The organism is Flagellimonas meishanensis, assembly GCF_019880545.1.
Taxonomy (GTDB): domain Bacteria; phylum Bacteroidota; class Bacteroidia; order Flavobacteriales; family Flavobacteriaceae; genus Flagellimonas; species Flagellimonas meishanensis.
Genome location: NZ_JAINVW010000003.1, coordinates 363,151 through 387,937, shown reverse-complemented (window position 1 = coordinate 387,937; position 24,787 = coordinate 363,151). Strand labels below are relative to the sequence as shown.

Here is a 24,787-nt window from a genome sequence, read left to right as displayed (position 1 = left end):
AGACAGGTTCTGGCCTACTCGGAAAATCCTCACGGATTTTCAGTTTGGTGTGTACTTGCAAAGTTAAGTGCTAATTCACGCAACTACTCATAGCCGGGACCGTTATGCGCAATATTGAAATCTCTAAACCTTATTATCGAAACGTATGAGCTATTATGGAGGACTTAGTGCAGGAAGAGGATGGCACAAATTTAAATTCGTCCTAAAACCAGAAAGTTTATCGCAAGTTTTCCAAAATATGACGTATTGGTTTGTTATTACCAACAGTAGAGTTGCCATCGATTACGAAATGTCTAAGGAAACATCATTATTTGATGATTACAGGGCTTTTTTCACCAGAATTGTTTCTGGAAAGGACTGGAACCGAAAAGAAGATTGGACTTACGAAAGCGCCATTAGGATTTCCGTAATCAATGACTTGGAAACAATAATATTTGAAGATATAAAAAATCGAAAAGGGGAAATTTCACTCGAATACAAATCTATTCAACCGATAGAACCAGTTATAAATATTAGACCTTTCTATCTTTATCTTAAAAATGGAAAGTTCTCAATCGAAACAAGTAATGATGAAGGAATTTTGGGACTGGAACTATCTTATCCTAAAGTAGTCAGTTTTGGTTCCGAAGGACATGAATACCTATACGAAACGGACCAATATAGCGGATATGAACTTTTTATGGAACTGACCAACCGAATCAAAAAGCTTAGCCATAAGGCCAAATTAACGGGAATAGAAAAGACATACCGACCAAACTTCTGGGTAGACAATAAAATACCAGATGAAATCAATAACAATTCTTATTTAAAAAAGAACCGATTGATTTTAAAATAAAGCGCATAACAATAGCTATAATTCAGCCTTACCTTAGAACCAAATTGAATAACTTTAACTAATAAAATAGCTCGATTTCTCACTTGAAAAATCCTACCGGATTTCCCTAGCCGAAATCATAGCCGGACCGTTAGCAGCAATCAAAATGACACATCCTCTAAGACAACATATAGAAGAAGTAATTAGACTTACCGATGAGGAATTTGATTTTGTTTTGAGTCATTTTAAGCAAGTCAAGAAACGTAAACATCAATATATTATTCAAGAAGGAGAAATTGTAAATAAAGAATACTGGATAATAAAGGGTTGCTTGAAAAATTACTTTGTTGACAATACAGGAAAAGAACATATTCTTCAATTTGGAATGGAAAATTGGTGGATTACGGATTATGAATCTTTTGTAAAACAAACCAAATCAAAAACTTATATAGACTGTATAGAAGATAGTGAATTACTCTATATATCATTTGAAGATAGAGATAAACTGACAGCTCAAATGCACAAAATGGAACGTTTTTGGGCTAAAAAAAGTAAAATCGGTCGCATTGCACTTCAAAATAGGATTCTATCATTGTTACAAAATTCAACTAAGGAGAGGTACGACTTACTCCTCGAACAATATCCAGAACTGTTCCAACGTGTTCCTAAAAAAATGATTGCAGCCTATTTAGGTGTTTCTAGGGAAACGCTTAGCAGATTAAACTCATAACACTATACCTTTCTATTATTACTTAATGTGACCTGCATCACTTTAAAGAAGTGACAAACCTCCTTTTCGAAATTTAAGGTTCCCATCAACTTTGTATGACAATTAATTTAAACAAAAAGTCATGCCATACATTAACATTAGGGTTACTGACGAACAGGTAACACAAGAACAAAAACGTCAATTAATAGAAGGTGCCACAAAACTGGTAGTTGACATACTTAACAAAAATCCACAAACAACCCATGTAGTTATTGATGAAGTACCTATGGCCAATTGGGGAGTAAATGGGAAACAGTATTTAGGAACAAAAAAATAACGAAAATGAAAAATAAAACCATAATCATTACCGGAGCATCCACAGGAATTGGTAAAGAAATTGCAAAATATTTTATAGAACGCGGGAGTAATGTTGTAATGAACTCTTCTAATGAAGAAAATTTAAGAAAAGCTTACAACGCATTTGGTGCTCCCTCCAATGCTATTTACTTGGCCGGAGATATTAGCAAAAAAGAAACCGGTCAAAAACTTGTTGCTCTGGCATTGGAAAAATTTAATTCTGTAGATGTTTTAATCAATAATGCTGGAGTATTTGCCCCAAAACCCTTTCTAGACGTTGAAGAAAAGGATTTAGAGCTTTATTGGGGTATAAATTTAAAGGGTACATATTTTACCTCTCAAGCAGTTATTCCTCAAATGATGAAACAACAAAATGGTTCTATAATAAACATAGGAACTGTTTTGGTAGACCACGCCATAGATGGATTTCCGGCAACAGCACCATTAACAAGTAAGGGGGCTATCCATTCTTTAACGAGACAATTGGCTGCTGAATTTGGGAAAAACAATATTAAGGTTAATACCATCGCTCCCGGAATTATCAGAAGTCCGTTGCAAGAAAAAATAGGAATTGAGAATGCGGACAGCTTAGCTGGGTTACACTTGCTAAACAGAATTGGGGAGGCCGTTGAAATTGCTGAAGCAGCTTACTATTTGGCTACTTCAAATTTTGTGACAGGAGAAACGATTAACATAGCTGGGGGTCATACAGTAGGTCACGCTATCTAAAAAATAGATTATGTATAAAGAAAGCATGAAAGAAATTGAGAATGTAATTTCCAATTATTTCAAAGGAATTTTTTTCGGAGATGTAACTAAACTTAAAGCTTGTTTCCATGAAAGTCTGACAATATATGGAGACATTAAAGGGGTTGAATACTTAAAAAGCGCTAAAGAATATCTTGGGGGAGTAAAAAACAGACGAAACCCCAAAGATTTAAATGAGCCCTTCAAAATGAAAATCATAGGAATAGATATCATGGGTAAAATCGCAATTGCCAAATTACATGTTCCCATGTTAGGGTATAATTACTATGACTACCTGTCATTAGCTAAAGTTAATAATGGTTGGAAAATTGTAAATAAACTATTCACACACGAAGAATAAATAAACAGTTGCTAACAATGTTTAAAAGCAATAGCGGTTCGAGTGGAAACTCGAACCGCTATTGTGTTAAATTCAGTATCTTGGTTTTCGAAAGGAAGTTGCGCTTTAATCCGCTACTGCTCTTATACTAACCGTTGGCAACAATTTGAATAAATCAAGACACGAAAGAATAATCATGGAACTTGAATCTAACGTAACTATTCAAATTCAAAAATCAATTGAGGAAGTTTTTGAAGGGATTGTTAATCCGGAGAAAATGACAAAATATTTTATATCTGAAAGTAGCGGGCGACTTGAAACGGGAAAAGAAGTGATTTGGAAATTTCCTGAGTTTGAAGATAAATTTCCTATTAAAGAAATTAAAATTGAAAATACTAGTGCAATTTCTTTTGTTTGGGACCCGGAAACTATAGTAAAAATCACATTAGAAAAATTGCCGGATGATAGTACCATAGTAAGGGTAAACGAAAAAGGAAAGGAGCTTAATGAAGCAGATCTGAAATGGGCTTTAGAAAATTCCGGGGGATGGGCAAATTTTCTTGCTTGTATGAAAGCCTATTTAGAATATGGAATACAACTACCAAAAGGCGCATTTGACTTTATGAGAAAGTAATAGACATTGAAATAGTATCAAAATGAAAGTGACAGCTGAAAAAAACGAACAAGTTGCAAAAATGACCTTCGCATCTGTCTATCCTCATTATGTGACCAAGGTGGAAAAGAAAGGAAGAACAAAAGAAGAACTTCAACAGGTCATAGAATGGCTAACCGGTTTTGATGAAAAGAGTTTACAAGGATTTATTCGGGAGAAAGCAACCTTTGAAACATTTTTTCAAAAAGCAAAAATACACTCCAATGCATACCTGATTAAAGGAGTTATTTGTGGCTATCGAATTGAAGAAATTGAGGATGAATTTGAAATTTATAGACAGGTCAGATATTTAGATAAGTTGGTTGATGAATTAGCAAAAGGTCGTAAAATGGAGAATATTTTACGAGAGGAAAAGAAATAAAACTGGCGCTAACATTGTGTATAGTACATAGCACCCTTCGGGATGCTACGACACCATACACGAGACCGTTGGGAAAAATGCCTGCGGCCGCTAGGCCAGTACCGCAAGCGGCACATCCCCCCGAGCTATTTTCCCCAATGGCCACACGGCACGACCGCTTATTCGCTATATTTATCCAACGTTTAACAAAAAAATGGCCAGCGCGCCGCTAAGGGAAAGAAGCACTTTTACCAACTACGGCTATAGCCGCGTGGCCATTGGCATCAATTAGAAAAAATGAGTAAACTACAAGACAAAATGTTTCTAGAAATTAGAAACAAGGAAATATTTAATCAAGCACAACTATATTCATTTGAATATTTGGAAAGTGTTTTTGACCGAAATGTTTATCCAACAGAAGAAGCACTTAATAACCTATCCATATTCGATGAAGAACTTCCTTTGGATTCAACAAATGCCAAAAGTGTACTAGAACAGCTCAATAAATATGGGAGCCCTGCAACAACTGCAACATTGGGTGGAAGATATTTCGGATTTGTGTGTGGAAGTGCCGTTCCTGTAGGATTAGCAGCCAAAAACTTGGGGACCTATTGGGACCAAGCACCAGCAATGCATGTCTTATCACCAATAGGAAGTAAGTTAGAATCTGTTGTAGAAAAATGGCTTGTAGATTTATTTAACTTACCACAAAACACTACCGCAGGATTTGTAAGCGGAACATCTACTGCCAATTTATGTGGTTTGGCTGCCGCCAGATATCGTATTCTTCAAAGGAACAATTGGGATATAAATGAAAAAGGTCTTAGAAATTCACCTCCAATAAGAGTTGTAACTGGTAAACAGGCACATTCAACAGTTTTAAAAGCTATAGGTGTTTTAGGTTTAGGAAAAGAAAACATCGAATGGGTAGATGTTGATAAACAAGGTAGAATTATCTCGGAGTCAATTCCAGAATTAGATGAAAACACCATTTTGATTTTACAAGCTGGAAATGTAAATAGCGGTGCGTTTGACGACTTTGAAATTATTTGTAAGAAAGCGAAGAAAGCCAATGCTTGGGTTCATATCGATGGTGCTTTTGGTTTGTGGGCTGAGGCAGTGAATGAATTAAAATACTTAACAAAAGGAATTGGAAATGCCACTTCCTGGGCTGTAGATGGTCATAAAACGTTGAACACGCCTTATGATTGTGGAATCATACTTTGTTCCGACCAAGAGGCTATGACTTCTGCACTTCATATGTCTGGAAGCTATATTATTGAAAGTACAGAAAGAGACGGTATGTTTTACACGCCCGAAATGTCTCGGAGAGCTAGAATAATTGAGTTATGGTCTATAATGAAGTACCTAGGGAAGAACGGAATTGATGAAATGATTTTAACCATGCATCAAAGGGCTAAACAGTTTGCAGAAGAAATAAAAAAAATAAATGGTTTCCATGTTGAAAATGACATTGTTTTTAACCAAGTACTTGTAAGATGTGATTCAGATAAAATAACGGAGCGGGTATTGAGTACTATTCAAATGCTAAGAGAATGCTGGCTTGGTGGTTCAATGTGGTTTGGCAAAAAGGTTATGCGAGTCAGTATATGCTCTTGGGCCACAACAGAAAAAGACATAGCTAAATCTGTAAAATCATTTGAAAAGGCGTTAGAATTGGAAATAACTCATGCCAACAATGTATAAAACAATAGCGGTTTAATCGCTAAAATGAATGTAATTAAATATAAAAAGGTCGGTGTTTAATCGAAAAGTTAGTGTGTAAAAATCCGCTACTATTCTAATACGAGACCGTTAGTAGCCATCAAAAATCAGAATCGATGCAGAGAAATACATTACTCCTTACCGTATTTTTTCTAACGTGTTGCATTGCCATTTCCCAAAGTGAAGCACATCGGATCATTAAGAAAAGAATGGAATCTAAAAACATTCCAGGAATGGCTTTTCTGATAGCCAAAGATGGAAAAATACTTGACGAAGGGTATTATGGAAAAGCAAACCTGGAAGTAGGTGCCGATGTAACGGAAAAATCGGTCTTTGCCATAGCGTCCATGAGCAAGACCTATACTGCCGCTGCAATTTTATTGATGGCGGAAAAAGGATTGTTAGGCTTGGATGATTCCGTCAAAAAATACATCCCCGAAGCTCCTGATTACTGGGAACCCATTACCATAAAGCACCTTCTTACGCATTCATCCGGTTTGGTAGAGGATTGGAGTCTATATGACTGGAATACGTCGAACGAACTGTTTTTGAAAACGCAGACGGATGCTGACTTTCTTAAAATTCATTTTGAGGAAGCACTGAAATTTAAACCCGGAACCGACGTTTCCTACACAAGTGGACACTTCATTTTAGGAATTGTGATTGAGCGGATTACAGGTGAATTTTATGGGGCTTACCTTGAAAAGAACATCTTCGGGCCTTTGGCCCTCAATGAAACGTTCGTAGACCACCCTTATAAGATTATCCCTCATAGGGTTTCCGGTTACTTTAACTATGACCAGGATATAATCCATAGTCCAATATCCGGATTGGGAAATGGAATTACCATTGCGCCGGTTGCCCATGGCAGAGGAGATTCAGGCATTCGAACAACTGCCAATGACCTGCTGAAATTTTACAATGCCCTTTTTACAACAACTATTCTTAGTGAGCCATCAAGGAAGATGATGTTCGAGCCTGCAAAACTGGATAATGGCAATTATATTTCAACGGGAGCGGGATGGATGAATTGGCCGCTTGGAGGTATTGCCATTTCAGAACACAGTGGAGGTTTTAGAACTGGGTTTAGCAGTCAGTCCTTGGTTATCCCAAAAGATAAATTTGTGGTGATTGTCCTGACCAATTTGAAAGGGCCCGACAGTTCTTACAGTGGTGCCAGTTTCTCTTTGGCTAAGGAACTTGCGGCATTGTACTACCCTGTATTGGGGCAATTGTCAAAAAAAACACCCGCTGAAGATACCAATACAGGCTTAACCAATATTCATCTGGGTTTCTTTCGAACCATAGATTCCAAGGTAGAAAATACACATGTTCATGAGCAATTCCCATTTTCCTATTATTCCAAAAATCTAAAAGAATCCATAGCGCAAACCGAGTCCATTACGTATTTGGGTGAAAGAAATGTCCAAAACGAAGATGTAATTTTTTTCAATGTCAATATTCACACCTTAAGATACTACCGTTTAAACGGAAAGAAAACACTTTACACTACGGTATATCTTGACGAGGCTGATAGGATAGTATTTATTGATTACCCAGAAACTGAATAACGATTAAAAAGACCGCTACATTACATATGCGATAAAGCTCCATAAACGGTGCACTACAAAAATACGAGACCACTAGGGGCAATCACGGTGAACAGCATTAAGAACTACTCATATGAAAAAATATTACTTTCCCGTTGTTAGTTCCCTCCTCTTACTTTTTTCTTTTGTCGCATTCTCGGACAATTTGATTACCGATATCGACCAACCGAGCAACAGTGATCCCAAATTCATTGTACATGGGCTTTTCATGTTTGCCTGGTTTGGCACTTTTGCCGCCCAAACGTATTTCATTCTAAGGAAAAAGTTCAACACCCATATGAAATGGGGAAGAATAGGATTTATATTGGCAATAGGAGTATTTGTCAGTACACTTTATGTTTTTATTGCCGTATACAAAGGATGGGGCAGTATGGAACCCTTTGTAAGGGCCAATCGACTTTTGATGCTGAGCTTTGCCACGTTTATCCTATTGGCCTATGTGTACAGAAGAAATGCGGTAAAACACAAGAGATTTGTCTTTTGGGCCATTGCGCTACCCATAGAACCCATAATGGGAAGGGTCTCTGACATACTACAAGTTGAAAATTGGGTATTGTTCTACATATTGGTGTGGCATATACTCATGGCATCGTTCTTTGTGTACGATTGGCAAACATTAAAGCGGATACATCCCATTAGCTGGATTGGCTTGGCCTGGTTTTACGTGGCTTGGGCCATTTCACTTTACACTTAAAAAATGGATGTCCCTACGAGCAGTTATTAAAAAAAAACAAAAAATCAATATGAGAGCTGTAGTATATGAAGCATACGGTTCGCCCAAAGTCCTTAAGCTAAAGGATATTCCAAAACCGATACCTAAAGATGATGAAATCCTTGTAAGGATACATGCTGCTACCGTTACTTCCGGAGACATAAGACTTCGTGCTTCTGATTTTCCACCTTTGTTTTGGCTTCCTGCCAGATTACTATTTGGACTTTTTAAACCTAAAAAGAAAATTTTAGGTCATGAGTTCGCCGGAATAGTTGAAGAAACAGGCAAAAATGTAACTAAATTTAATGTTGGTGACGATGTCTTTGGTACCACTACAATGCTAAAAACAGGCTCCTACGCAGAATACATATGCTTACCACAGCAATGGAAAAGTGGGGTGATTGGATTTAAGCCGGTTAACTTGACTTATCGGGAAGCAGCTGCATTGCCGGTTGGGGCCATGACAGCAATGTACCTTTTAGACAAGGCCAATTTGAAAACTGGACAAAACGTATTGGTTTATGGTGCTTCTGGAAGCGTTGGAAATTATGCTGTACAAATGGCCAATCAAAAAGGTGCAAGAGTAACGGGAGTCTGCAGAGCCCCAAACTTTGAAATGGTAAGATCATTGGGTGCTGAAAGTTTGATAGACTATAATAAAGAAGACTATTCCAAGGGCGAAGAAAAATTTGATATCATCTTTGATGCCGTTGGAAAGACAAAGAAATCCGAAGCCAAAAAAGTTTTAAAAACTGGCGGCCATTTCGTTTCAGTACGTATGCTAACAACTGAGAAGGATGAAAATCTTGAACGAATAAAAACAATGGCAGAAAATGAAGAATTAAAACCTTTCATAGACAGATGTTTCAAACTTGATGAAATAGTAAAAGCCCATGAATATGTTGATAAAGGCAGAAAAAGAGGTAACGTGGTAATTGATGTGCAACCATAAAACGAACGTACAACTTGGCCATAATTCATTGCAGTTTTCTTTCTAAATTTAAACCATTAGCAATCAACACCGCTGGATTTCATACTGGAAAATGCTCCGCATTTCCACCACTCAAAAAAATTATGGCCGAGGCGGTTAGGTGTAATTAAACCAAACGATATGGAAGTGTTTTTTTATGGTTTATTTATGGATAAAGATCTACTTATCAGAAATGGAGTAAATCCATTAAATCCTAGAAAAGGATACTTAAATAACTACGCTTTAAAAATAGGAAATCGGGCTTCCTTAATACAGAGTAAAACAGAAAAAGCCTATGGGGTCATAATGACCTTAACCGAAGAAGAAATTGCCAAACTATATTCTGAAAAAAGTGTTTCCGATTATGTTCCTGAAAAAGTGACTATTATTTCAGAAACCAATGAACATATAACGGCAATATGCTATAACCTGCCACTCGAGCTGCTCAAAGGAAAAAATGAATCATATGCAAAATCTCTTCATAGATTAGCTGAAAAATTGAACTTTCCTAAAGAATACCTAAAAATTATAGGTAAAAACTATGCTTAAACAGGCTATACCTAATTGTCCGTTTCCGCCTACCAATGAATCCGATAATGATAGGAATAGAGGACTGTTATTAACCGAGACCGTTATGGTGCTCCTAAATGCATTCGTAAAACATGGACGCCTAAAAAAATTGAATACCATTAGAAAATACTGAACAAATTACTTATGAACGAGAGGACACTTGAACAACAGCGGATTGAGTTTATCAATCAAAAATTTCTAGCTACCCCACTGGCCGGATTGATTATTTGGGCTATAGTCGGATTGATCGGGATTTTTTTCTCTGACTTCGTTGCCGTTTGGGCAATTTTTATTGGAACTGGGAGCATTGTGTATTTGGGTCTGTTCCTGTCAAAATTCACAGGTGAAGATTTTCTTGATAAAAGTAAGCCGAAGAACGAATTCGACTCCCTTTTTCTTTTCACGGCTGCACAGGCAATATTGGTTTACTCAATCGCAATTCCATTTTTTCTCGTTGACTATTCCTCTCTCCCAATGACAGTGGGCATTTTAACGGGATTGATGTGGTTGCCTTTTTCCTGGATCATAAAGCATTGGGTGGGCATTTTTCACACATTGGTACGGACAATTACAGTGCTGGCCCTTTGGTATCTTTTACCTCACTATAGATTTATAGCCATTCCTTTCGCAATTGTGTTGATCTATATTATTACCCTGATAATTTTAAAAGAAAGAAAGAGACCGGAATAAAACCTGGGATGGCAATAAATAAAGAAGAAAGATTCATGCATTTTTAGGGAAGGCAACAATCCAACTCTTCTGAAAAATGCTTGCCGTCGCTAATAACTTTTCAGTGTAAAGCCAAAGGTCAAAAATTTATCCTCCTGCTTCTGGTTTTCTATCACCACACTTTCAAAGGTATTGAGGTAGTTGATCTTGAAGCTCAAAAACTTCCACACAGGAAGCTCCAAGCCAATATCGGACCGCCAACGAAAATTATTGCTGCGTTCTAGGGAGGGCTGAAAATAACTTTCATGGTTTAAAATGACTTTGCCCTTGAACAAATGGTAACTTCCATTTATCCACAAAGTGCCGCGAAATGTATTGATGGAAAAACTCCCATCATAATCGGAATTATTGAAATCCGCCTCGGAAAAATCCGTCCGTTCGTATTCACTCGATATTGAAAACTTGAGCCAATGGTCCTTTTTGTTCAGAATTCGAAATGTAACCCCCGCCCCGAGCAGGTAGCGCAGATCAATTTTGCGACGGAAATTGGTGCTCACAAATCCCAACACCAGCGGGTAAACTTTCTTTTCAGGATTGAAATACAAAAAATTGAGGCTCAAAATATCCTCATCCGCCTTTTCCTTTCCAAACTCTTGGTAAACATAGGAGTTGTTGGTTTTAAAGACCCATTTCTTCCAAGGAATAAAACTCACATCAGATTGTGCCCTAAAAATAAGGGTCTCCACGTTCCCTCCTTGCCAAAAACCGGTCAAGGATAGGTTTGCTTTAAATTTTAGCGTATCACTTTCATTGATCTGTGCCGAAAGAAAAATCGGCAAAAGCAAGAAATAATACAATGGGTTTCTCATCCTGTTCCTTAATATAGCTGTGGTTCTTTAACCTGGGAAATATACTTATTTATAAGCTATGAATTTCCTTGATATTGTTGGACACCTAACATCTTGGTCAAATGGGAGGTGCTTTGCATGTGCTTAACCTCTGATGGAAGATTGGAATTTGGTAAGTTCATGTAAGCACAAAAAATAGTAACTTCTATACCAAAATAAATCCTGGGCCACAACAGCATCCTTTTATGATGAGACACTTTCTGCTTCCTTTTTTCATTCTTTGTTTTTCATGCTCTTCCAACCACGATTTGCTGATAACCAACGTAAGCGTTATTAACATTGAAACTGGGAAGGTAACTGTGAGTGACATAGTCATTAAGGACTCCATAATCGTCAAGATAGCGGAGCCGGGAACCATTGCCAACAATGCTGAAACCCATATCGATGGTTCCAATAATTATATGATCCCAGCGCTATGGGACATGCATGTGCACATTCAGGACAGCTCGTATCTACGTCTATTTTTAGACCATGGCGTTACCGGGGTAAGGGATATGGGCGGGTGCGTGCACAAACCAACCGACGGATGTGAATCCCTATGTGCGGAGTACCTGAATCAATGGAAATCTGATATGCGGCTAGGAAAAATGCGTGGTCCGAGGCTTTTTATTGCTGGGTACCTCCTTTCTGGCACCGGGTGGCCCACATCACTTTCCGTTTCAAACAAGGAGGAAGTTGCGGTCGCCTTTCAACAAAACCTAGAGGATCAAGTGGATTTCATAAAAGTATATGAGAAAATTCCGTGGGAATCGTATAAAGAGATTGCTCGGTTGTCCAAACTACATGGGCTGGATTTTGTAGGACATGTTTCTGAGCCTTTTCTGCTTTCCGACATTCTGGATCTCGGTCAAAAGAGTATAGAGCATATAAGAGAACCCCTGCTGTACAGTTTTACCAAGGATTCCTTGGAACTGGAGCAATTCATGATGGCAGATGGGTATAGTGAAGAAGACCGAAAAATAGTGCAACCCTGGTTGCATGATTCCGAACGCGTCGTTGAAGCGTTTAAGAGAAATCAAGCCTGGATTACACCAACAATGGCCGTTCAATATGCGAGACTTCGCTATAATGATGAACCATGGATTTCACATCCAATTCGCGATCAGCTACCAGAATCCGTGAACCAAGGCATGCATGCACACATGGAATCCATGTCAGCTTCAATGGACAAAAAAGGGGATTCCTTGTGGTGGATGGCGCTTACCAAGCTGGTAAAGCGGTTCAGTATGGAAGAAATTGGGCTATTGGCAGGTTCCGATACCGCTTGCGAAGGTGGATTACCCGGCTACTCCCTACACGAAGAACTTTTTCTAATGGTAGAAGAAGCTGGCCTTTCCCCCCTGGAGGCGCTTCAAACCGCCACAGTGAACCCCTGCCGTTTTTTCAACCTAAAAAAACACGGTAAAATTGCCGAAGGTTATTATGCGGACCTGGTTTTATTGACCAACAACCCCTTGTCGAACATTAGAAATACACTCGCAATCAAGGCGGTGATCCAAAACGGAAATGTGGAACGCTTCAATTGAAAATGGAGCCCAGCCCCATCTTTGAAAAAGCAATAACAGAGAACATGAAATTTGACCAAGACTGAAAACCACACATCAAAGGATGTTGACAAAAAATTGGTCAAAATACGCTCATAAAGCAAGGAGAAAAACGATTGGCTGAAGGACAAGTCATATGCCCATATTTTGGATCATATCCAAAATATGGTAGTGAATAGTGAACAAATTAAAAAATCATGTAAAACAAATGGGATGAAGTATTTTGATACTTCCCATGACTCTATAAAGACGCTTGAAGATGCGGCTAACTATTTAGCAGGATCCTGATTCTTGGCTGTCAATTCGGAAGTATATCTCCTTTTGTCCTCGGGCTGTTGTTGATACTATTGTAACTTTACATCCACAGAATCAAAGCAAATGAGTGACCTAAACCTCCAGATTGAGCAGCACTATTCCAAAAAAGGGCTGTTTGAAGCCATTCTAAATCGGTTAAAACAAAACGGAATTGATTTGGAATCCGTAGAACGAGCACATATTGCGGGGGTGGACGAATTCCACGTGCGGGGTGCCGCTGTGTCGCGCGAACTTGCGCAACAGATAGACCTTCGTGGCCTTGAAGTGCTCGATGTGGGCTGTGGGCTCGGAGGAGCTTGTAGAATGCTCTCGGACGAATTCGATTGCAACACCACGGGAGTTGATCTTTCCACAGCGTATGTCCAGACCGCAAATGCACTGTCCAAATTGGTAAAGCTGGATCATAAGACCCGATTTTTCGTTGCCGAGGCAACCAACCTTCCTTTTCCCGATGCCTCTTTTGATGTGGTTTGGACACAGCACGTTCAAATGAACGTCCCCGACAAGGAAATGTTCTACACGGAAATAAAAAGGGTGTTGAAACCCTCAGGATTCTTTTTGTATTATGACATTTTCAAGAAGAATGACAAAAAAGTGGAGTATCCCATGCCCTGGGCATCCACCAGCGAGTATAGCTTTCTGTTCAGGAAGAACGATATGGAACTCATCCTCACAAATTTGGGATTTGAAAAAATCTCGACCGTGGACCAAACCGAGGCTGGAATATCCTTCTTTGAGGGGCTTATCCCCAACATAAAGAACATTGGCAACCAAAAAGTAAGCCTGAACATCCTAATGGGAGAAACCACCCAACCAAAACTTCTGAACCTCATGCAACACCTAAAAAATGAATCACTCATGCTGGAAAGTGGCGTCTATAAAATTCGTATCTTTTAATGCAATATGGAATATCAACTTATAAATAACGAAGAGGCCAAGCAATATGAATTTCATGTGGATGGTGCCATTGCTAAAATTGAGTATATCCGCGCAAAGGATAAAATATATTTGACCCATACCGAAATACCCATAGGATTGGAGGGAAAGGGAATTGGAACGGCTTTAGTGAAAAAAACCTTGGATGACATAAGGGAAAAAGATTTGACGCTTATACCCCTATGCCCCTTCGTGGCGCTTTTCATAAAACGAAACCCCGCATACAAAGAACTGGTTTTAAAAGGAATAAATATCGCATAATAGGTAGTATGGAAAAAGAAATTGTAAAAGAATACGCCAAAGGGGATTTTACCGTGGTCTGGAAACCTAAAAAATGTATCCACTCGGAAGTGTGTTGGCATACCCTTCCCGAAGTCTACAGGCCCAAGGAAAAGCCATGGATACAACCTGAAAACGCCAGTGTGGAGGCTTTAAAGTCCCAAATCGACAAATGCCCTTCAGGCGCATTGTCCTATAAAACCAAAGGAGAAACCCAGATGGAAGAAACCCAGATTACCGAGTGCAACATAGTTGAAAATGGTCCCCTTTTGATAAGCGGTGACCTAAAAGTTACCCTTGCCAATGGCACAGTGGAAACTAAGAAAAGGTCAACCGCCTTTTGCCGCTGTGGCGCCTCAGAAAACAAGCCTTATTGTGATGGCTCGCACAAGACCATAGAATTTAAGGGATAGAAAGTCAAGTTTTTTCAAAATCACACGGAATTCTTGCTATAAATGAGTTTTGAATGTGTTCGTATTGATGGGCAAATCAAATTGGTTTCGATATGCTTAAATTACGCCCAAGAGGTCTTTGATACTTTTGACAAGGACATCATAGAATTTCTACCACTTGATGAACCACCCCAAAACATTGATGAAACGATTTCCTTTATAAATTCCTCCATGGAACAAGGGAGGAAAGGAACGGACTATGTCTGGACAATTCTCCATAATGAAGAGTTTGCAGGGTGCTGTGGCATTCATTCCATACAGACCAAACAACCCCATTTTGGCCTTTGGATAAGAAAAGAAATGCAGGGAAAGGGCCTCGGTAAAAAAGTAGTTCATCACATGCTTGCGTGGGGCATAGAGAACTTGGATGTGGAGTACATCAAATATCCTGTTGACAACCGAAATAAGCGCAGCACTCAACTCATCCGGGATCTCGGACTAAGCATTCATGATACCTACGAAATAGGAACTGGAAAAAAGCTTCAAGTAGATGAATATCGATACTATAAAAGCAAAAGCAGCTCCTCCATGAAGCAAAATAAGGACCGCTAATCCAGTAAAATCCTTCTTAAAAGCACTGGTCTACTCCCCCATAGCCGCAGCTACGGCCGCCGATAACCTTTTATATGTACCGTTTTGCAACCGTTCCCTGATGGCAGAAAAGGCATCCAAAGTCTCGGCAATGTCCTGCATGGTATGTGTTGCCGTGGGTATCAAGCGTAGAAGAATCAATCCCTTGGGTATAACGGGATACACCACAATGGAGCAAAAAATACCGTGGTTTTCGCGCAAATCCTTAACTAAGGCCATGGCCTCCGGAATACTCCCGTTCAAATAGACAGGGGTAACACAACTTGAGGTGGTGCCAAGGTCAAAGCCCCGCTCCCTAAGTCCATTTTGCAGGGCATTTACATTTTCCCAAAGTTTTGCTTTCAACTCTGGTCTGTTACGGAGCATATCCAAACGTTTCAAGGCTCCCTTTACATAGATCATGGGAAGGGATTTGGCAAACATCTGGGATCTTAGGTTGTATTTTAGGTATTCAATGATTTCCTTGTCGGCTGCCACAAAAGCTCCAATTCCAGCCATGGATTTGGCGAAAGTGGCCAAATAAACGTCAATATCGTCCTGAACGCCTTGCTCCTCGCCTGCTCCGGCACCTGTTTTTCCAAGGGTTCCGAATCCGTGCGCATCATCCACCAAAAACCGGAAATTGAACTTTTTCTTTAAAGCTGCAATTTCCCTAAGGATACCTTGCTCTCCGCGCATACCAAAGACACCTTCGGAAATTACCAAAATGCCACCACCTGTCTCTTGGGCCATTTTTGTGGCACGTTCCAGGTTTTTCTCCAAACTTTCAGGATCATTGTGCTTAAAAGTAAATCGCTTGCCCATGTGCAAACGCACCCCGTCTATGATACATGCATGGCAATCCACATCATAAACGATGATGTCATCCTTGGAAACCAAGGCATCAATCACCGACATGAATCCTTGATAACCAAAATTTAGAAGGTAAGAAGCTTCTTTATTGACAAATTCGGCGAGTTCGTTTTCCAACTGCTCATGGTAATCGGTATGCCCACTCATCATCCTGGCACCCATTGGGTAGGCGGAACCATGTTCATAGGCTGCATCGCCGTCCGCTTTTTTGATCTCAGGTAGATTGGCAAGTCCCAAATAATCATTGATGCTCCATGTGATCACGTCCTTACCTTGAAATTTCATTCGATTGGAGATCGGTCCCTCCAACTTCGGAAATACGAAATATCCTTCTGCTTGTGAGGCCCATTTTCCCAATGGCCCTTTGTTCTCAATGATTCTGTCGAATAAATCTCTCATCTACCGTAAAATTGATTCAACTGCAAAAGTATAGATTTTTGTGAAGCCCACATAACGAAATTTACACATAAAAAAACGACAATGAAAGCCATTGTCGTTCTCCAATCGAATATTTTATGTCACTATTTGATGTACTCTATTTTTTCGGGGACATCGGCATTCTGGATGTCATAAAACCCTTGGTTTTCCATCCATTCGTTACTATACACCTTGCTCATGTACCTAGATCCGTGGTCGGGGAAAATAACCACTACGTTGCTATCCTTCTTGAACTCTCCCTCCGTGTTCAACTGATATAGGGCCTGCATGGCGGCTCCACTGGTATAACCAACAAACATACCTTCGGTATGTGCAATTTTACGCGCCATATGGGCACTTTCACCATCGGTTACCTTCACGTATCGGTCTATGGCATTGAAATCTGTAGCGGCAGGTATCAAATTTTTTCCAAGTCCCTCTATCCTGTATGGATAAACCTCGTTGTGGTCGAACACGCCAGTTTCATGATATTTTTTAAGCACGGAACCATAGGCATCCACCCCCAAAATCTTTATTTCAGGGTTTTTCTCCTTTAAGAAACGGGCAATACCGGAAATGGTGCCTCCTGTTCCACTACAGGCCACCAAATGCGTTATAGAACCATTGGTCTGTTCCCAAATCTCAGGACCAGTTGTTTGATAATGGGCCTCTATATTAAGCTCGTTAAAGTATTGGTTTATATAGATGGAATCCTTGGTTTCGCTGTGCAAGCGCTTTGCCACCTCATAATAGGATCGCGGATCGTCGGCACTCACGTGGGCAGGGCACACATACACTTTGGCCCCCATGGAACGAAGCATATCTATCTTATCTGGGGATGATTTTGAACTGACCGCCAAAATACACTTATAGCCCTTTACTATGCTGACCATGGCAAGACTAAAACCCGTATTGCCTGAAGTGGTCTCTATAATGGTACTCCCCGGCTTAAGGATCCCCTTCCTTTCTGCTTCCTCGATGATATAGACAGCAATTCTGTCCTTAGAAGAATGTCCAGGGTTGAAGGCCTCCAATTTTGCATAAAAATTTCCGGTAAGGGGAGCCGCGATTTCGTTTAGCTTAACTAAGGGGGTATTTCCAATTAAGTCAAGGATACTGCTATGCGCATTTATCTGTTTTTTCATAACTGGTATTAGGTAAGGAACAAATCTTGTGCTCAAAACACGATTTATTCGGGACAAAAATAGCATTTTTATTTTTATGGGACCTTTCCTTCAAGATCTAAAATGAATGTGTAATCCTTTGCGGTTTCCTTCAAAGTCTCAAAACGCCCTGATGCACCGCCGTGACCTGCTTCCATGTTCGTGTCCAAAAATAGCAGATTATGGTCCGTTTTGTGGTCCCTTAGCTTGGCCACCCATTTGGCAGGTTCCCAATATTGCACCTGGGAATCGTGCAGCCCGGTGGTCACATAGAGATTTGGGTACGCCTTTGCCTGCACATTGTCGTAGGGCGAATAGGATTTCATGTAATCGTAATAGTCTTTCTCATTGGGATTGCCCCATTCATCATATTCCCCTGTGGTAAGGGGGATGGTGTCGTCCAACATGGTGGTGACCACATCCACGAAGGGAACTGAGGCAATAACACCTTTATAAAGTTCGGGTGCCATGTTAACAATGGCGCCCATCAGCAAGCCACCAGCAGAGCCACCGCTGGCGTACAAATGCTCTGGGCTGGTATATTTTTGCGCAATAAGGAATTTGGAACAATCGATAAAATCGATGAAGGTATTCTTCTTTTTAAGCAATTTTCCATCCTCATACCATGGTCGGCCTAAATATTCCCCTCCCCGAACATGGGCTATTGCATATATAAAACCTCTATCCAACAAACTCAGCCGCACGGATGAAAAATAAGGATCCACGGTATGTCCATAAGAACCGTAGGCGTATTGTAACAAAGGACTGGAACCATCCAGTGGAGTATCTTTTCGGTATACTAGGGAAATGGGCACCTTAATGCCATCCTCTGCCGTTGCCCACAAGCGTTCTGTTTTGTAGTTGGCCTTGTCAAACTTGCCGCCCAAAACTTCCTGTTCCTTTAGGATCATGGCCGTTTTGGTTTCCATATTGAAGTCGATTATGGCATAAGGAGCCCCCATTTCATTGTAATAGTAGCGGAGCACATTGGTGTCAAAATCGAGGTTCACGGAGGGTCCTGCCACGTAGGTTTCACTATCGAAAGGCAAATAATAACTGTCCTTACCATCCCAACGTGAAATTTTCATGGTGTTAAGCCCGTTTTCCCTCTCGGAAAGCACATAGTAATCCCGGAAAATCTCTACGTCCTCCAGCAACACATCGGCCCTATGGGATATGAATTCCTTCCAATGTTCTGATGCCGTGTTTTTCTCATCGGTCCTCATGAGCTTAAAATTGGTGGCATCGTCCTTATTGGTAAGGATATAAAAATTCCCATCGTAGTGCGAAATGGAATACTCCACACCCTTTTCACGTGGAGAAAATACCTTGAAGTCGCCATTGGGCTCATCCGCATGCAAAATCCGATATTCAGTGGTCAAAGTGCTCACCGAACCTATAACGATGTATTTTCTGGACTTGGATTTGTAAACAAACGTATTGTAGGTGGAATCCTTTTCATGGAAAACCACTTCATCCTCCTCAGCGGGAGTACCCAGCGTATGTTTGAAAATCCTGTCCGAGCGGAGAGTCACTGGATCTTTCTTGGTATAAAAAAGCGTTTTTCCATCATTGGCCCAAACGGAACCCCCAGTGGTGTTCTCAATTTTGTCGGGATAGATCTCCCCTGTTTTGAGGTTCTTGATCTGAATGTCGTATTGTCTGCGGGACACCGTGTCGGTGCCAAAGGACGCCAATGTGTTATCAGGGCTAACGGAGACTCCTTTTAAATTGAAGTATTCATGGTCTTTGGCCATTTCATTACAGTCGAACATAATTTCCTCATCCGCTTCCAAGCTATCTTTCTTTCTTGAATAAATGGGATATTCCTTACCCTCCTCATACCTAGTGATATACCAATACCCGTCCAGCTTATAAGGGACCGAGGAGTCGTCTTCCTTTATCCTCGATTTCATTTCCTGATAAAGTTCTTCTTGAAACTTTTCGGTATGCGCCGTCATTCTTTTGTAGTACTCGTTTTCGGCGTTCAGATAATCTATAACCTCCTGATCTTCCCTATTGTTCATCCAATAGTAGTCATCGATCCTCACGTCGCCATGCTTTTCAAGCTTTGTTGGGACTTTTTTGGCCATTGGGGGTATTATGTCCATGGATTCTTTTTTATTGTTTTGGCAAGAGGCCGCAAAAATAAGGCATATTGTGAGAAAACAAGAGCCCGATATGAGATGTTTCATTGGCTTTGGTTTATGCCAATTTATTACTTTTGAAGTCAAAATAGCATGTTATGTTTGGAGATTTTATGGGAATGATGGGTAAATTGAAGGAGACCCAGAAAAAAGTAGAAGAGACCAAGATACGGTTGAACACGGTTCTGTTGGATGAGGAATCCTCCGATGGCAAGTTGAAAGTGACCATCACCGCCAATAGGGAGATCAAATCCATCACTATAGAAGATTCTCTTTTGCAGGATAAGGAGCAGCTTGAAGATTATCTGATACTCACCTTGAACAAGGCCATTGAAAAGGCCACCCGCGTGAATGAAACGGAATTGGCCGCTGTGGCCAAGGAGGGCATGCCTAACATTCCAGGAATGGATTCATTTCTGAAGTAGAATTTAATTGAGGCCCAGCACAGTCACAATCTTTTTAACAGCAACTTTGAATAAATTCTAGCCTGAACTTGAAGTAAAAGTTGCATCCAACTATCCAATTTTTTGTAAAACACCCAAAAAATGCTGGTGCATGGCATCCGCGTAATCCAAGTGGGTGACAATTCGCAGTTTGCCCTGCCCCATTCCAATAATAGAGATTTGGTTTTCCTGTAATTTCGCCAAAAAGTCCGTGGAGGTCAATTTGGACTCATCCAATTCAAAAATGATGATATTGGTCTCTATTGGCTCCACTTTTTTGATGAATTCCAACGTATTGAGCACCTTCCCTATCGCTTTGGCCCTTTCATGATCTTGGGACAATCGGTCTATGTGGTGCTCCAAGGCGTAAATACCTGCAGCAGCCAAATAGCCAGATTGCCGCATGCCCCCACCCAGTATCTTTCTAACACGGAGGGCCGCATCAATCAATTTTTGATCTCCAACCAAAACGGAGCCCACGGGACATCCCAAACCCTTGCTGAAGCAAACACTAATGGTATCGAAAAGTGCCCCGTATGCTTTTGGATCCTCATTTTTGGCCACTAAGGCATTCCATAGCCTTGCACCGTCCAAATGGTACTTCAATCCATGGTCATCGCAAACCTTCCTGATTTTTTTGAGCTCTTCAAAGTCCCAACAGGCACCGCCTCCCTTGTTTGTGGTGTTTTCGATACAGACCAATGATGTAAGCGGACTATGGTAGAAATCGGGAGGGTTTATGGATTCCTCAACCTGCTCTGCGGTCATCATGCCCCGTTGCCCATCCACTAATTTACAGGACACCCCACTGTTAAAACTCACGCCACCGCCCTCATAGTTATAAACATGGGCATATTTATCGCAGATAAGCTGTTCACCAGGTTGGGTATGCAGTTTTATTGCCGTTTGGTTCGTCATGGTGCCACTGGGGAAGAACAGTGCTGCTTCCATTCCAAAGTAATCCGCCACTTTGTCCTCCAACGCATTCACGCTAGGATCGTTCTTAAATACATCATCGCCAACTTTGGCCGACATCATGGCATCCAACATGCCCGGCGTTGGTCGTGTTACCGTGTCGCTGATAAGATTTATTTGCATTAAAATTAAATTCAAGGTTTGAATTAGGCATTCGTGCCTTTTGAATCATCCTATGGGCTTATTGATATACCCTAATATAGTCGACCACCATTGCACTTTCAATAAATTCCGAATGAATATCCGGCTCTATTGCAACGTTGAAAATGAAGTAGTAATCAGAATCATAAGGCCAGGTACTCAAATTCTTTGTGGTTGGATTGTATCGAAAATGTTCAACCCCATCGACGCTAAAGGTCATTTTATCTTCGGTCCATTCAAGGGTATAAATGTGAAATTCCTTGGCAACATCCGTTACTTTTTGACCGCCAAGGTTTTGGACGTTGTACCCGTAGCTTGACCCATTGTGCACGGCACTTGAGACATAATTCTGATTCTTTCCCCAATGTTCAAGAATATCTATCTCCCCACATTTGGGCCATTTCACCTTTCCAAAGCCCTTGTTATCCCAGTAAGCCCCATCTTCATCAATATTCTTGTTCAACATCCAAATTGCTGGCCAAGTACCTACTCCTTCGGGCATTTTGGCCCTAACCGCCACTTTTCCGTAGGTAAAGGCAAATTTGGAATTAAGTCTTGCCGATGTATAGTACTTGGTTTCCCCTTGATCTTCGAATTTCTCTTTTTTGGCGTTTAGATATAGGTATCCATCCTTCAGATACGTGTTTTCTTCTCGATTGGTATAATGTTGTATTAAACCACCCCACCAACTTCCGCCCGGGGGCAGCTGTGTTTGGTGAAACCATTTTTCAGAATCGATTTCTCCTGTGCCATTGAACTCGTCTGACCATATCAATGTATTGAATTCAGAATCAAGATCCACACGAAAAACCTCATGTGGGCTATCATTGGATTGCATATTCCCGTTCACAACAGAATAGGAGATAAATAGTAACCCGATGCCGATGGTGGAATAAAGTAACGTCTGTTTCATTATTGTTTTCTAGAGTTCATAGATTACCTGTCCGAGCTTGTACCATCTAGTTCATACAATCCATTCCAATGGGTGATCCATCTGGAATTTTTGGGGCTTCAATTACCTTGAAATCCGATGGCTTTTTGATATAATCGTCTATCCTACGCACCATATCCACCGAAACAGGACTTTTTCCATTGCTCAGTAGACGTGTCTTCACATCCTTTATTGATTTCATGGCAATGGCATTGACCTGTGGATGCACATCGGTATGTGCCGCAAGGTTCATCAAATGGTAGAGCACCCTGTAGTTGATGGTCTGCTGTACCTCATCCCAATATTCGTCTTTATGTGACAAACCAAAACTCTCCTTTATGGCCTGTTCAAGGACTTGTTCCAAACCCAACTGGTTTTTGTCCACACTTTTCTGCTGTATGAGCCGAGAGGCCCTTTCAGGATGCAATAACAGCCCCAAAGTCATATCTGCTGCCGTTTCCGCTGCGGACAGCGCATCAAAACTTACCCCAGTTCTTCCTTTAAAGGATTCTCTGGTACCTTGATAACCAATGGCTCTTGGGGGAAACAGGTTCAATTTTTCCTTTGGAATGGCAATTTTGTCGGCCTGTAGCGTCTGCAATAGAGTTCCAAGGGCCTTTTCTTGGCTCGATACGCTGATAGGTTCCACAACCCGTTGCCCATCTCCTTTTACCGCATAATTATAGTCCAGCCCCCCAATGAGTTTTGCCGTCGCCTCCGCTTGATATCGATGAAAGAAATACAGCGGCACGAAAACATCTTCCAGTACTGAGTTGGCTTCACCAGATCGGATATTGTCCATTGAAAAATTGTCGATGGCCACTTTTCTTATTTCCATAACCCTGTTAAGTTCTTCACTGGCATTCCTGCCATTGTCCCATAGGTGTCCCAGGGCGTGGGCGCCTCCCCTAGGCCTTGCATCCTGATCGGAGATATAGCGCAGTCCATCATCCTGTGCTTTTTTAAGAATGGCCTTAAGCACCTCTTTCTCATCGGCACCGTCGGGCATGTCCATGTAGGAATAGGCCACGGTGACTTTATCCCATTCCCCTATACCGGTGTCATATGCATTGGCAAAATCTATTTGGTCACCATTCAACGTTAATTGTGGATGGGGATAATCCATTACGGATGCCCGGCCATTGGTACTGGCCGCAAAATTATGGGCAAAGCCCAACGTATGGCCTATTTCATGGGCCGATAATTGTCTTATTCGGGCCAAAGCCATTTCCAGCATAGGTCCGTGGTTATCGTCCCGGTCGGCAAAAGGCTTGTTCATAAGGGCCTGGGCTATCATAAAATCCTGGCGTATGCGTAGGCTTCCCAAACTTACATGTCCCTTTATTATTTCCCCTGTCCTTGGGTCGGTAATGCTACTACCGTAACTCCATCCCCTAGTGGAACGGTGTACCCATTGGATTACATTGTAGCGTACGTCAAGCGGATCAGCATCATCGGGAAGTATTTTCAATTGAAAGGCGTCTTTGTATCCAATGGACTCAAAGGCTTGGTTCCACCATTTGCCTCCTTCCAACAAGGCAGACCTTACCGGTTCTGGGGTTCCGTTGTCCAAATAGTAAACAATGGGCTCCACAGCCTCGCTCACTGTTGCGTTCGGGTTTTTCTTTTCCAGGCGGTGACGGGTGATAAACTGTTTCAAAATGGGTTCCTGAACGGGTGTGGCGTAATCATAGTAAGAAAATGGATAAGAACCACAACGGGGGTCAAATTCACGCTTCTGGTAATTGTTGTCAGGCAACTCAATAAGCGAGTGATGCTGCGCCACGGTTACCAAATCTGGATTGGGCGTTACTGAGCGTATCCAGTCCCCAGTGGGGTTGCCCTTAAAAGTAAGGGTAACATCAAACTCCACATTCTTTGGAAAAGCCTTGGTCCGCTCAAAGGCTAAAGCACTTTTTGAAGCATCCAATGCATAGGTCCCCTGTTTAGTGTCCTTCAAGCGGTCGGAAACCCCATGGGCGTCACGCATCAAAAAATCAGTGATGTCTATTAAATAGCTTCCTTTGGAACTTTCCTCTATCTTGAAACCATGGAGCACCGATTTGGCAAAAGCCTGCTCCACAGATTTGCGCTCCAGGTCATTTTCGGTAATGGCCCTATATTTCATATTGGGTTGGACAAGAAGCAGTTTGTTTCCCGCTTTCTTGAAATGGACCACCTGCTCATTGCCCAACTGCCCACGGTCCAAACCAATATCGTTGCTTCCTATACCACTGCTGAGCGAATAAACATAAAGAAACTCCTGTTCAAGGTTGTTCACCTCCAAATAGATCTTGTCGGTCTTATCATCATAATAGAAATTAAAGTAGCCATTGAACTTTTGAAAATCCTTGACTTTTTCAAAATCCTGTGCCCAAGCGTTGGTGATTACAAGTAAAGCTGCAAATGCTAAAAGGAAGTAGTTTTTCATATTGTGAATAGTTCTAGCTAAAATTA

General features: G+C 41.0%; 26 protein-coding genes. 19 read left to right on the top strand and 7 right to left on the bottom strand.

The window, feature by feature from the left end:
* The first annotated feature begins 145 nt into the window (after positions 1-145).
* The 13 genes from K7G75_RS09685 to K7G75_RS09625 all read left to right on the top strand — a co-directional run bounded on the left by K7G75_RS09685 (position 146) and on the right by K7G75_RS09625 (position 10,257).
* Complete coding sequence (locus tag K7G75_RS09685) at positions 146-835, top strand: hypothetical protein (protein ID WP_222984049.1); 690 nt, start codon at positions 146-148, stop codon at positions 833-835.
* Between the two features lie 145 nt (positions 836-980).
* Complete coding sequence (locus K7G75_RS09680) at positions 981-1,544, top strand: Crp/Fnr family transcriptional regulator (RefSeq protein WP_222984048.1); 564 nt, start codon at positions 981-983, stop codon at positions 1,542-1,544.
* Between the two features lie 121 nt (positions 1,545-1,665).
* The gene (locus tag K7G75_RS09675; RefSeq protein ID WP_222984047.1) at positions 1,666-1,860 is read left to right on the top strand and encodes a tautomerase family protein; all 195 of its coding nucleotides are present in this window, start codon (positions 1,666-1,668) and stop codon (positions 1,858-1,860) included.
* 5 nt (positions 1,861-1,865) lie between these two features.
* Positions 1,866-2,609: an SDR family NAD(P)-dependent oxidoreductase gene (locus tag K7G75_RS09670; RefSeq protein WP_222984046.1), complete on the top strand. Its 744-nt coding sequence runs from the start codon at positions 1,866-1,868 to the stop codon at positions 2,607-2,609.
* A 25-nt stretch (positions 2,610-2,634) separates the two neighbouring features.
* Positions 2,635-2,988, top strand: a complete 354-nt coding sequence (locus tag K7G75_RS09665; RefSeq protein ID WP_222984045.1) for a nuclear transport factor 2 family protein — start codon at positions 2,635-2,637, stop codon at positions 2,986-2,988.
* Between the two features lie 175 nt (positions 2,989-3,163).
* Complete coding sequence (locus tag K7G75_RS09660) at positions 3,164-3,601, top strand: SRPBCC domain-containing protein (RefSeq protein ID WP_222984044.1); 438 nt, start codon at positions 3,164-3,166, stop codon at positions 3,599-3,601.
* 22 nt (positions 3,602-3,623) lie between these two features.
* Positions 3,624-4,001 carry a DUF2200 domain-containing protein gene (locus tag K7G75_RS09655; protein ID WP_222984043.1) on the top strand — a complete coding sequence of 126 codons (378 nt, stop codon included), beginning with the start codon at positions 3,624-3,626 and terminating at the stop codon, positions 3,999-4,001.
* A 276-nt stretch (positions 4,002-4,277) separates the two neighbouring features.
* Positions 4,278-5,687: a pyridoxal phosphate-dependent decarboxylase family protein gene (locus tag K7G75_RS09650; RefSeq protein ID WP_222984042.1), complete on the top strand. Its 1,410-nt coding sequence runs from the start codon at positions 4,278-4,280 to the stop codon at positions 5,685-5,687.
* 134 nt (positions 5,688-5,821) lie between these two features.
* The gene (locus K7G75_RS09645) at positions 5,822-7,276 is read left to right on the top strand and encodes a serine hydrolase domain-containing protein (RefSeq protein ID WP_222984041.1); all 1,455 of its coding nucleotides are present in this window, start codon (positions 5,822-5,824) and stop codon (positions 7,274-7,276) included.
* Between the two features lie 112 nt (positions 7,277-7,388).
* On the top strand, positions 7,389-8,009 hold the full coding sequence (locus K7G75_RS09640; RefSeq protein ID WP_222984040.1) for a hypothetical protein: 621 nt from the start codon (positions 7,389-7,391) through the stop codon (positions 8,007-8,009).
* Positions 8,010-8,058: 49 nt separating this feature from the next.
* A complete protein-coding gene (locus tag K7G75_RS09635) occupies positions 8,059-8,979 on the top strand; it encodes an NAD(P)-dependent alcohol dehydrogenase (RefSeq protein WP_222984039.1) in 921 nt (306 codons plus the stop codon).
* Positions 8,980-9,138: 159 nt separating this feature from the next.
* On the top strand, positions 9,139-9,546 hold the full coding sequence (locus K7G75_RS09630) for a gamma-glutamylcyclotransferase family protein (protein WP_222984038.1): 408 nt from the start codon (positions 9,139-9,141) through the stop codon (positions 9,544-9,546).
* A 165-nt stretch (positions 9,547-9,711) separates the two neighbouring features.
* Positions 9,712-10,257, top strand: coding sequence for a DUF7010 family protein (locus K7G75_RS09625; RefSeq protein WP_222984037.1), 546 nt, complete (start codon positions 9,712-9,714; stop codon positions 10,255-10,257).
* Between the two features lie 89 nt (positions 10,258-10,346).
* Here K7G75_RS09625 and K7G75_RS09620 read toward each other — a convergent pair whose 3' ends face one another.
* On the bottom strand, positions 10,347-11,105 hold the full coding sequence (locus K7G75_RS09620) for a DUF481 domain-containing protein (protein WP_222984036.1): 759 nt from the start codon (positions 11,103-11,105) through the stop codon (positions 10,347-10,349).
* Positions 11,106-11,329: 224 nt separating this feature from the next.
* On the opposite strand from K7G75_RS09620, the gene K7G75_RS09615 reads away from it, so the two are divergent.
* The 5 genes from K7G75_RS09615 (at position 11,330) to K7G75_RS09595 (ending at position 15,222) form a co-directional block, all read left to right on the top strand.
* The gene (locus K7G75_RS09615; RefSeq protein ID WP_222984035.1) at positions 11,330-12,670 is read left to right on the top strand and encodes an amidohydrolase family protein; all 1,341 of its coding nucleotides are present in this window, start codon (positions 11,330-11,332) and stop codon (positions 12,668-12,670) included.
* 396 nt (positions 12,671-13,066) lie between these two features.
* Entirely contained in the window at positions 13,067-13,900 is an 834-nt protein-coding gene (locus K7G75_RS09610) for a methyltransferase domain-containing protein (protein WP_222984034.1), read from the top strand.
* Between the two features lie 6 nt (positions 13,901-13,906).
* Positions 13,907-14,200, top strand: a complete 294-nt coding sequence (locus K7G75_RS09605; protein ID WP_222984033.1) for a GNAT family N-acetyltransferase — start codon at positions 13,907-13,909, stop codon at positions 14,198-14,200.
* Between the two features lie 8 nt (positions 14,201-14,208).
* Positions 14,209-14,631 carry a (4Fe-4S)-binding protein gene (locus tag K7G75_RS09600; protein ID WP_222984032.1) on the top strand — a complete coding sequence of 141 codons (423 nt, stop codon included), beginning with the start codon at positions 14,209-14,211 and terminating at the stop codon, positions 14,629-14,631.
* 42 nt (positions 14,632-14,673) lie between these two features.
* Positions 14,674-15,222 carry a GNAT family N-acetyltransferase gene (locus tag K7G75_RS09595; protein WP_222984031.1) on the top strand — a complete coding sequence of 183 codons (549 nt, stop codon included), beginning with the start codon at positions 14,674-14,676 and terminating at the stop codon, positions 15,220-15,222.
* A 30-nt stretch (positions 15,223-15,252) separates the two neighbouring features.
* On the opposite strand, the gene K7G75_RS09590 is transcribed toward K7G75_RS09595, so the two are convergent.
* The 3 genes from K7G75_RS09590 to K7G75_RS09580 all read right to left on the bottom strand — a co-directional run bounded on the left by K7G75_RS09590 (position 15,253) and on the right by K7G75_RS09580 (position 19,804).
* Positions 15,253-16,512: a cysteate-C-fatty acyltransferase gene (locus tag K7G75_RS09590; protein WP_222984030.1), complete on the bottom strand. Its 1,260-nt coding sequence runs from the start codon at positions 16,510-16,512 to the stop codon at positions 15,253-15,255.
* Between the two features lie 122 nt (positions 16,513-16,634).
* Positions 16,635-17,675, bottom strand: a complete 1,041-nt coding sequence (locus tag K7G75_RS09585) for a cysteate synthase (protein ID WP_222984029.1) — start codon at positions 17,673-17,675, stop codon at positions 16,635-16,637.
* 74 nt (positions 17,676-17,749) lie between these two features.
* Entirely contained in the window at positions 17,750-19,804 is a 2,055-nt protein-coding gene (locus tag K7G75_RS09580; RefSeq protein ID WP_262420313.1) for a S9 family peptidase, read from the bottom strand.
* A 134-nt stretch (positions 19,805-19,938) separates the two neighbouring features.
* Here K7G75_RS09580 and K7G75_RS09575 point away from each other — a divergent pair, with 134 nt between their 5' ends.
* A complete protein-coding gene (locus K7G75_RS09575; protein ID WP_222984027.1) occupies positions 19,939-20,265 on the top strand; it encodes a YbaB/EbfC family nucleoid-associated protein in 327 nt (108 codons plus the stop codon).
* A gap of 90 nt (positions 20,266-20,355) precedes the next feature.
* On the opposite strand, the gene K7G75_RS09570 is transcribed toward K7G75_RS09575, so the two are convergent.
* Genes K7G75_RS09570 through K7G75_RS09560 form a run of 3 tightly spaced genes read right to left on the bottom strand, consistent with a single transcriptional unit; the run spans position 20,356 to position 24,761 of the window.
* Entirely contained in the window at positions 20,356-21,381 is a 1,026-nt protein-coding gene (locus K7G75_RS09570; protein ID WP_222984026.1) for a threonine aldolase family protein, read from the bottom strand.
* A gap of 58 nt (positions 21,382-21,439) precedes the next feature.
* Positions 21,440-22,312: a glycoside hydrolase family 16 protein gene (locus tag K7G75_RS09565; RefSeq protein ID WP_222984025.1), complete on the bottom strand. Its 873-nt coding sequence runs from the start codon at positions 22,310-22,312 to the stop codon at positions 21,440-21,442.
* A gap of 46 nt (positions 22,313-22,358) precedes the next feature.
* Positions 22,359-24,761 (bottom strand): zinc-dependent metalloprotease, encoded by a 2,403-nt coding sequence (locus tag K7G75_RS09560; protein WP_222984024.1) that lies wholly within the window; start codon positions 24,759-24,761, stop codon positions 22,359-22,361.
* Positions 24,762-24,787: the final 26 nt, after the last annotated feature.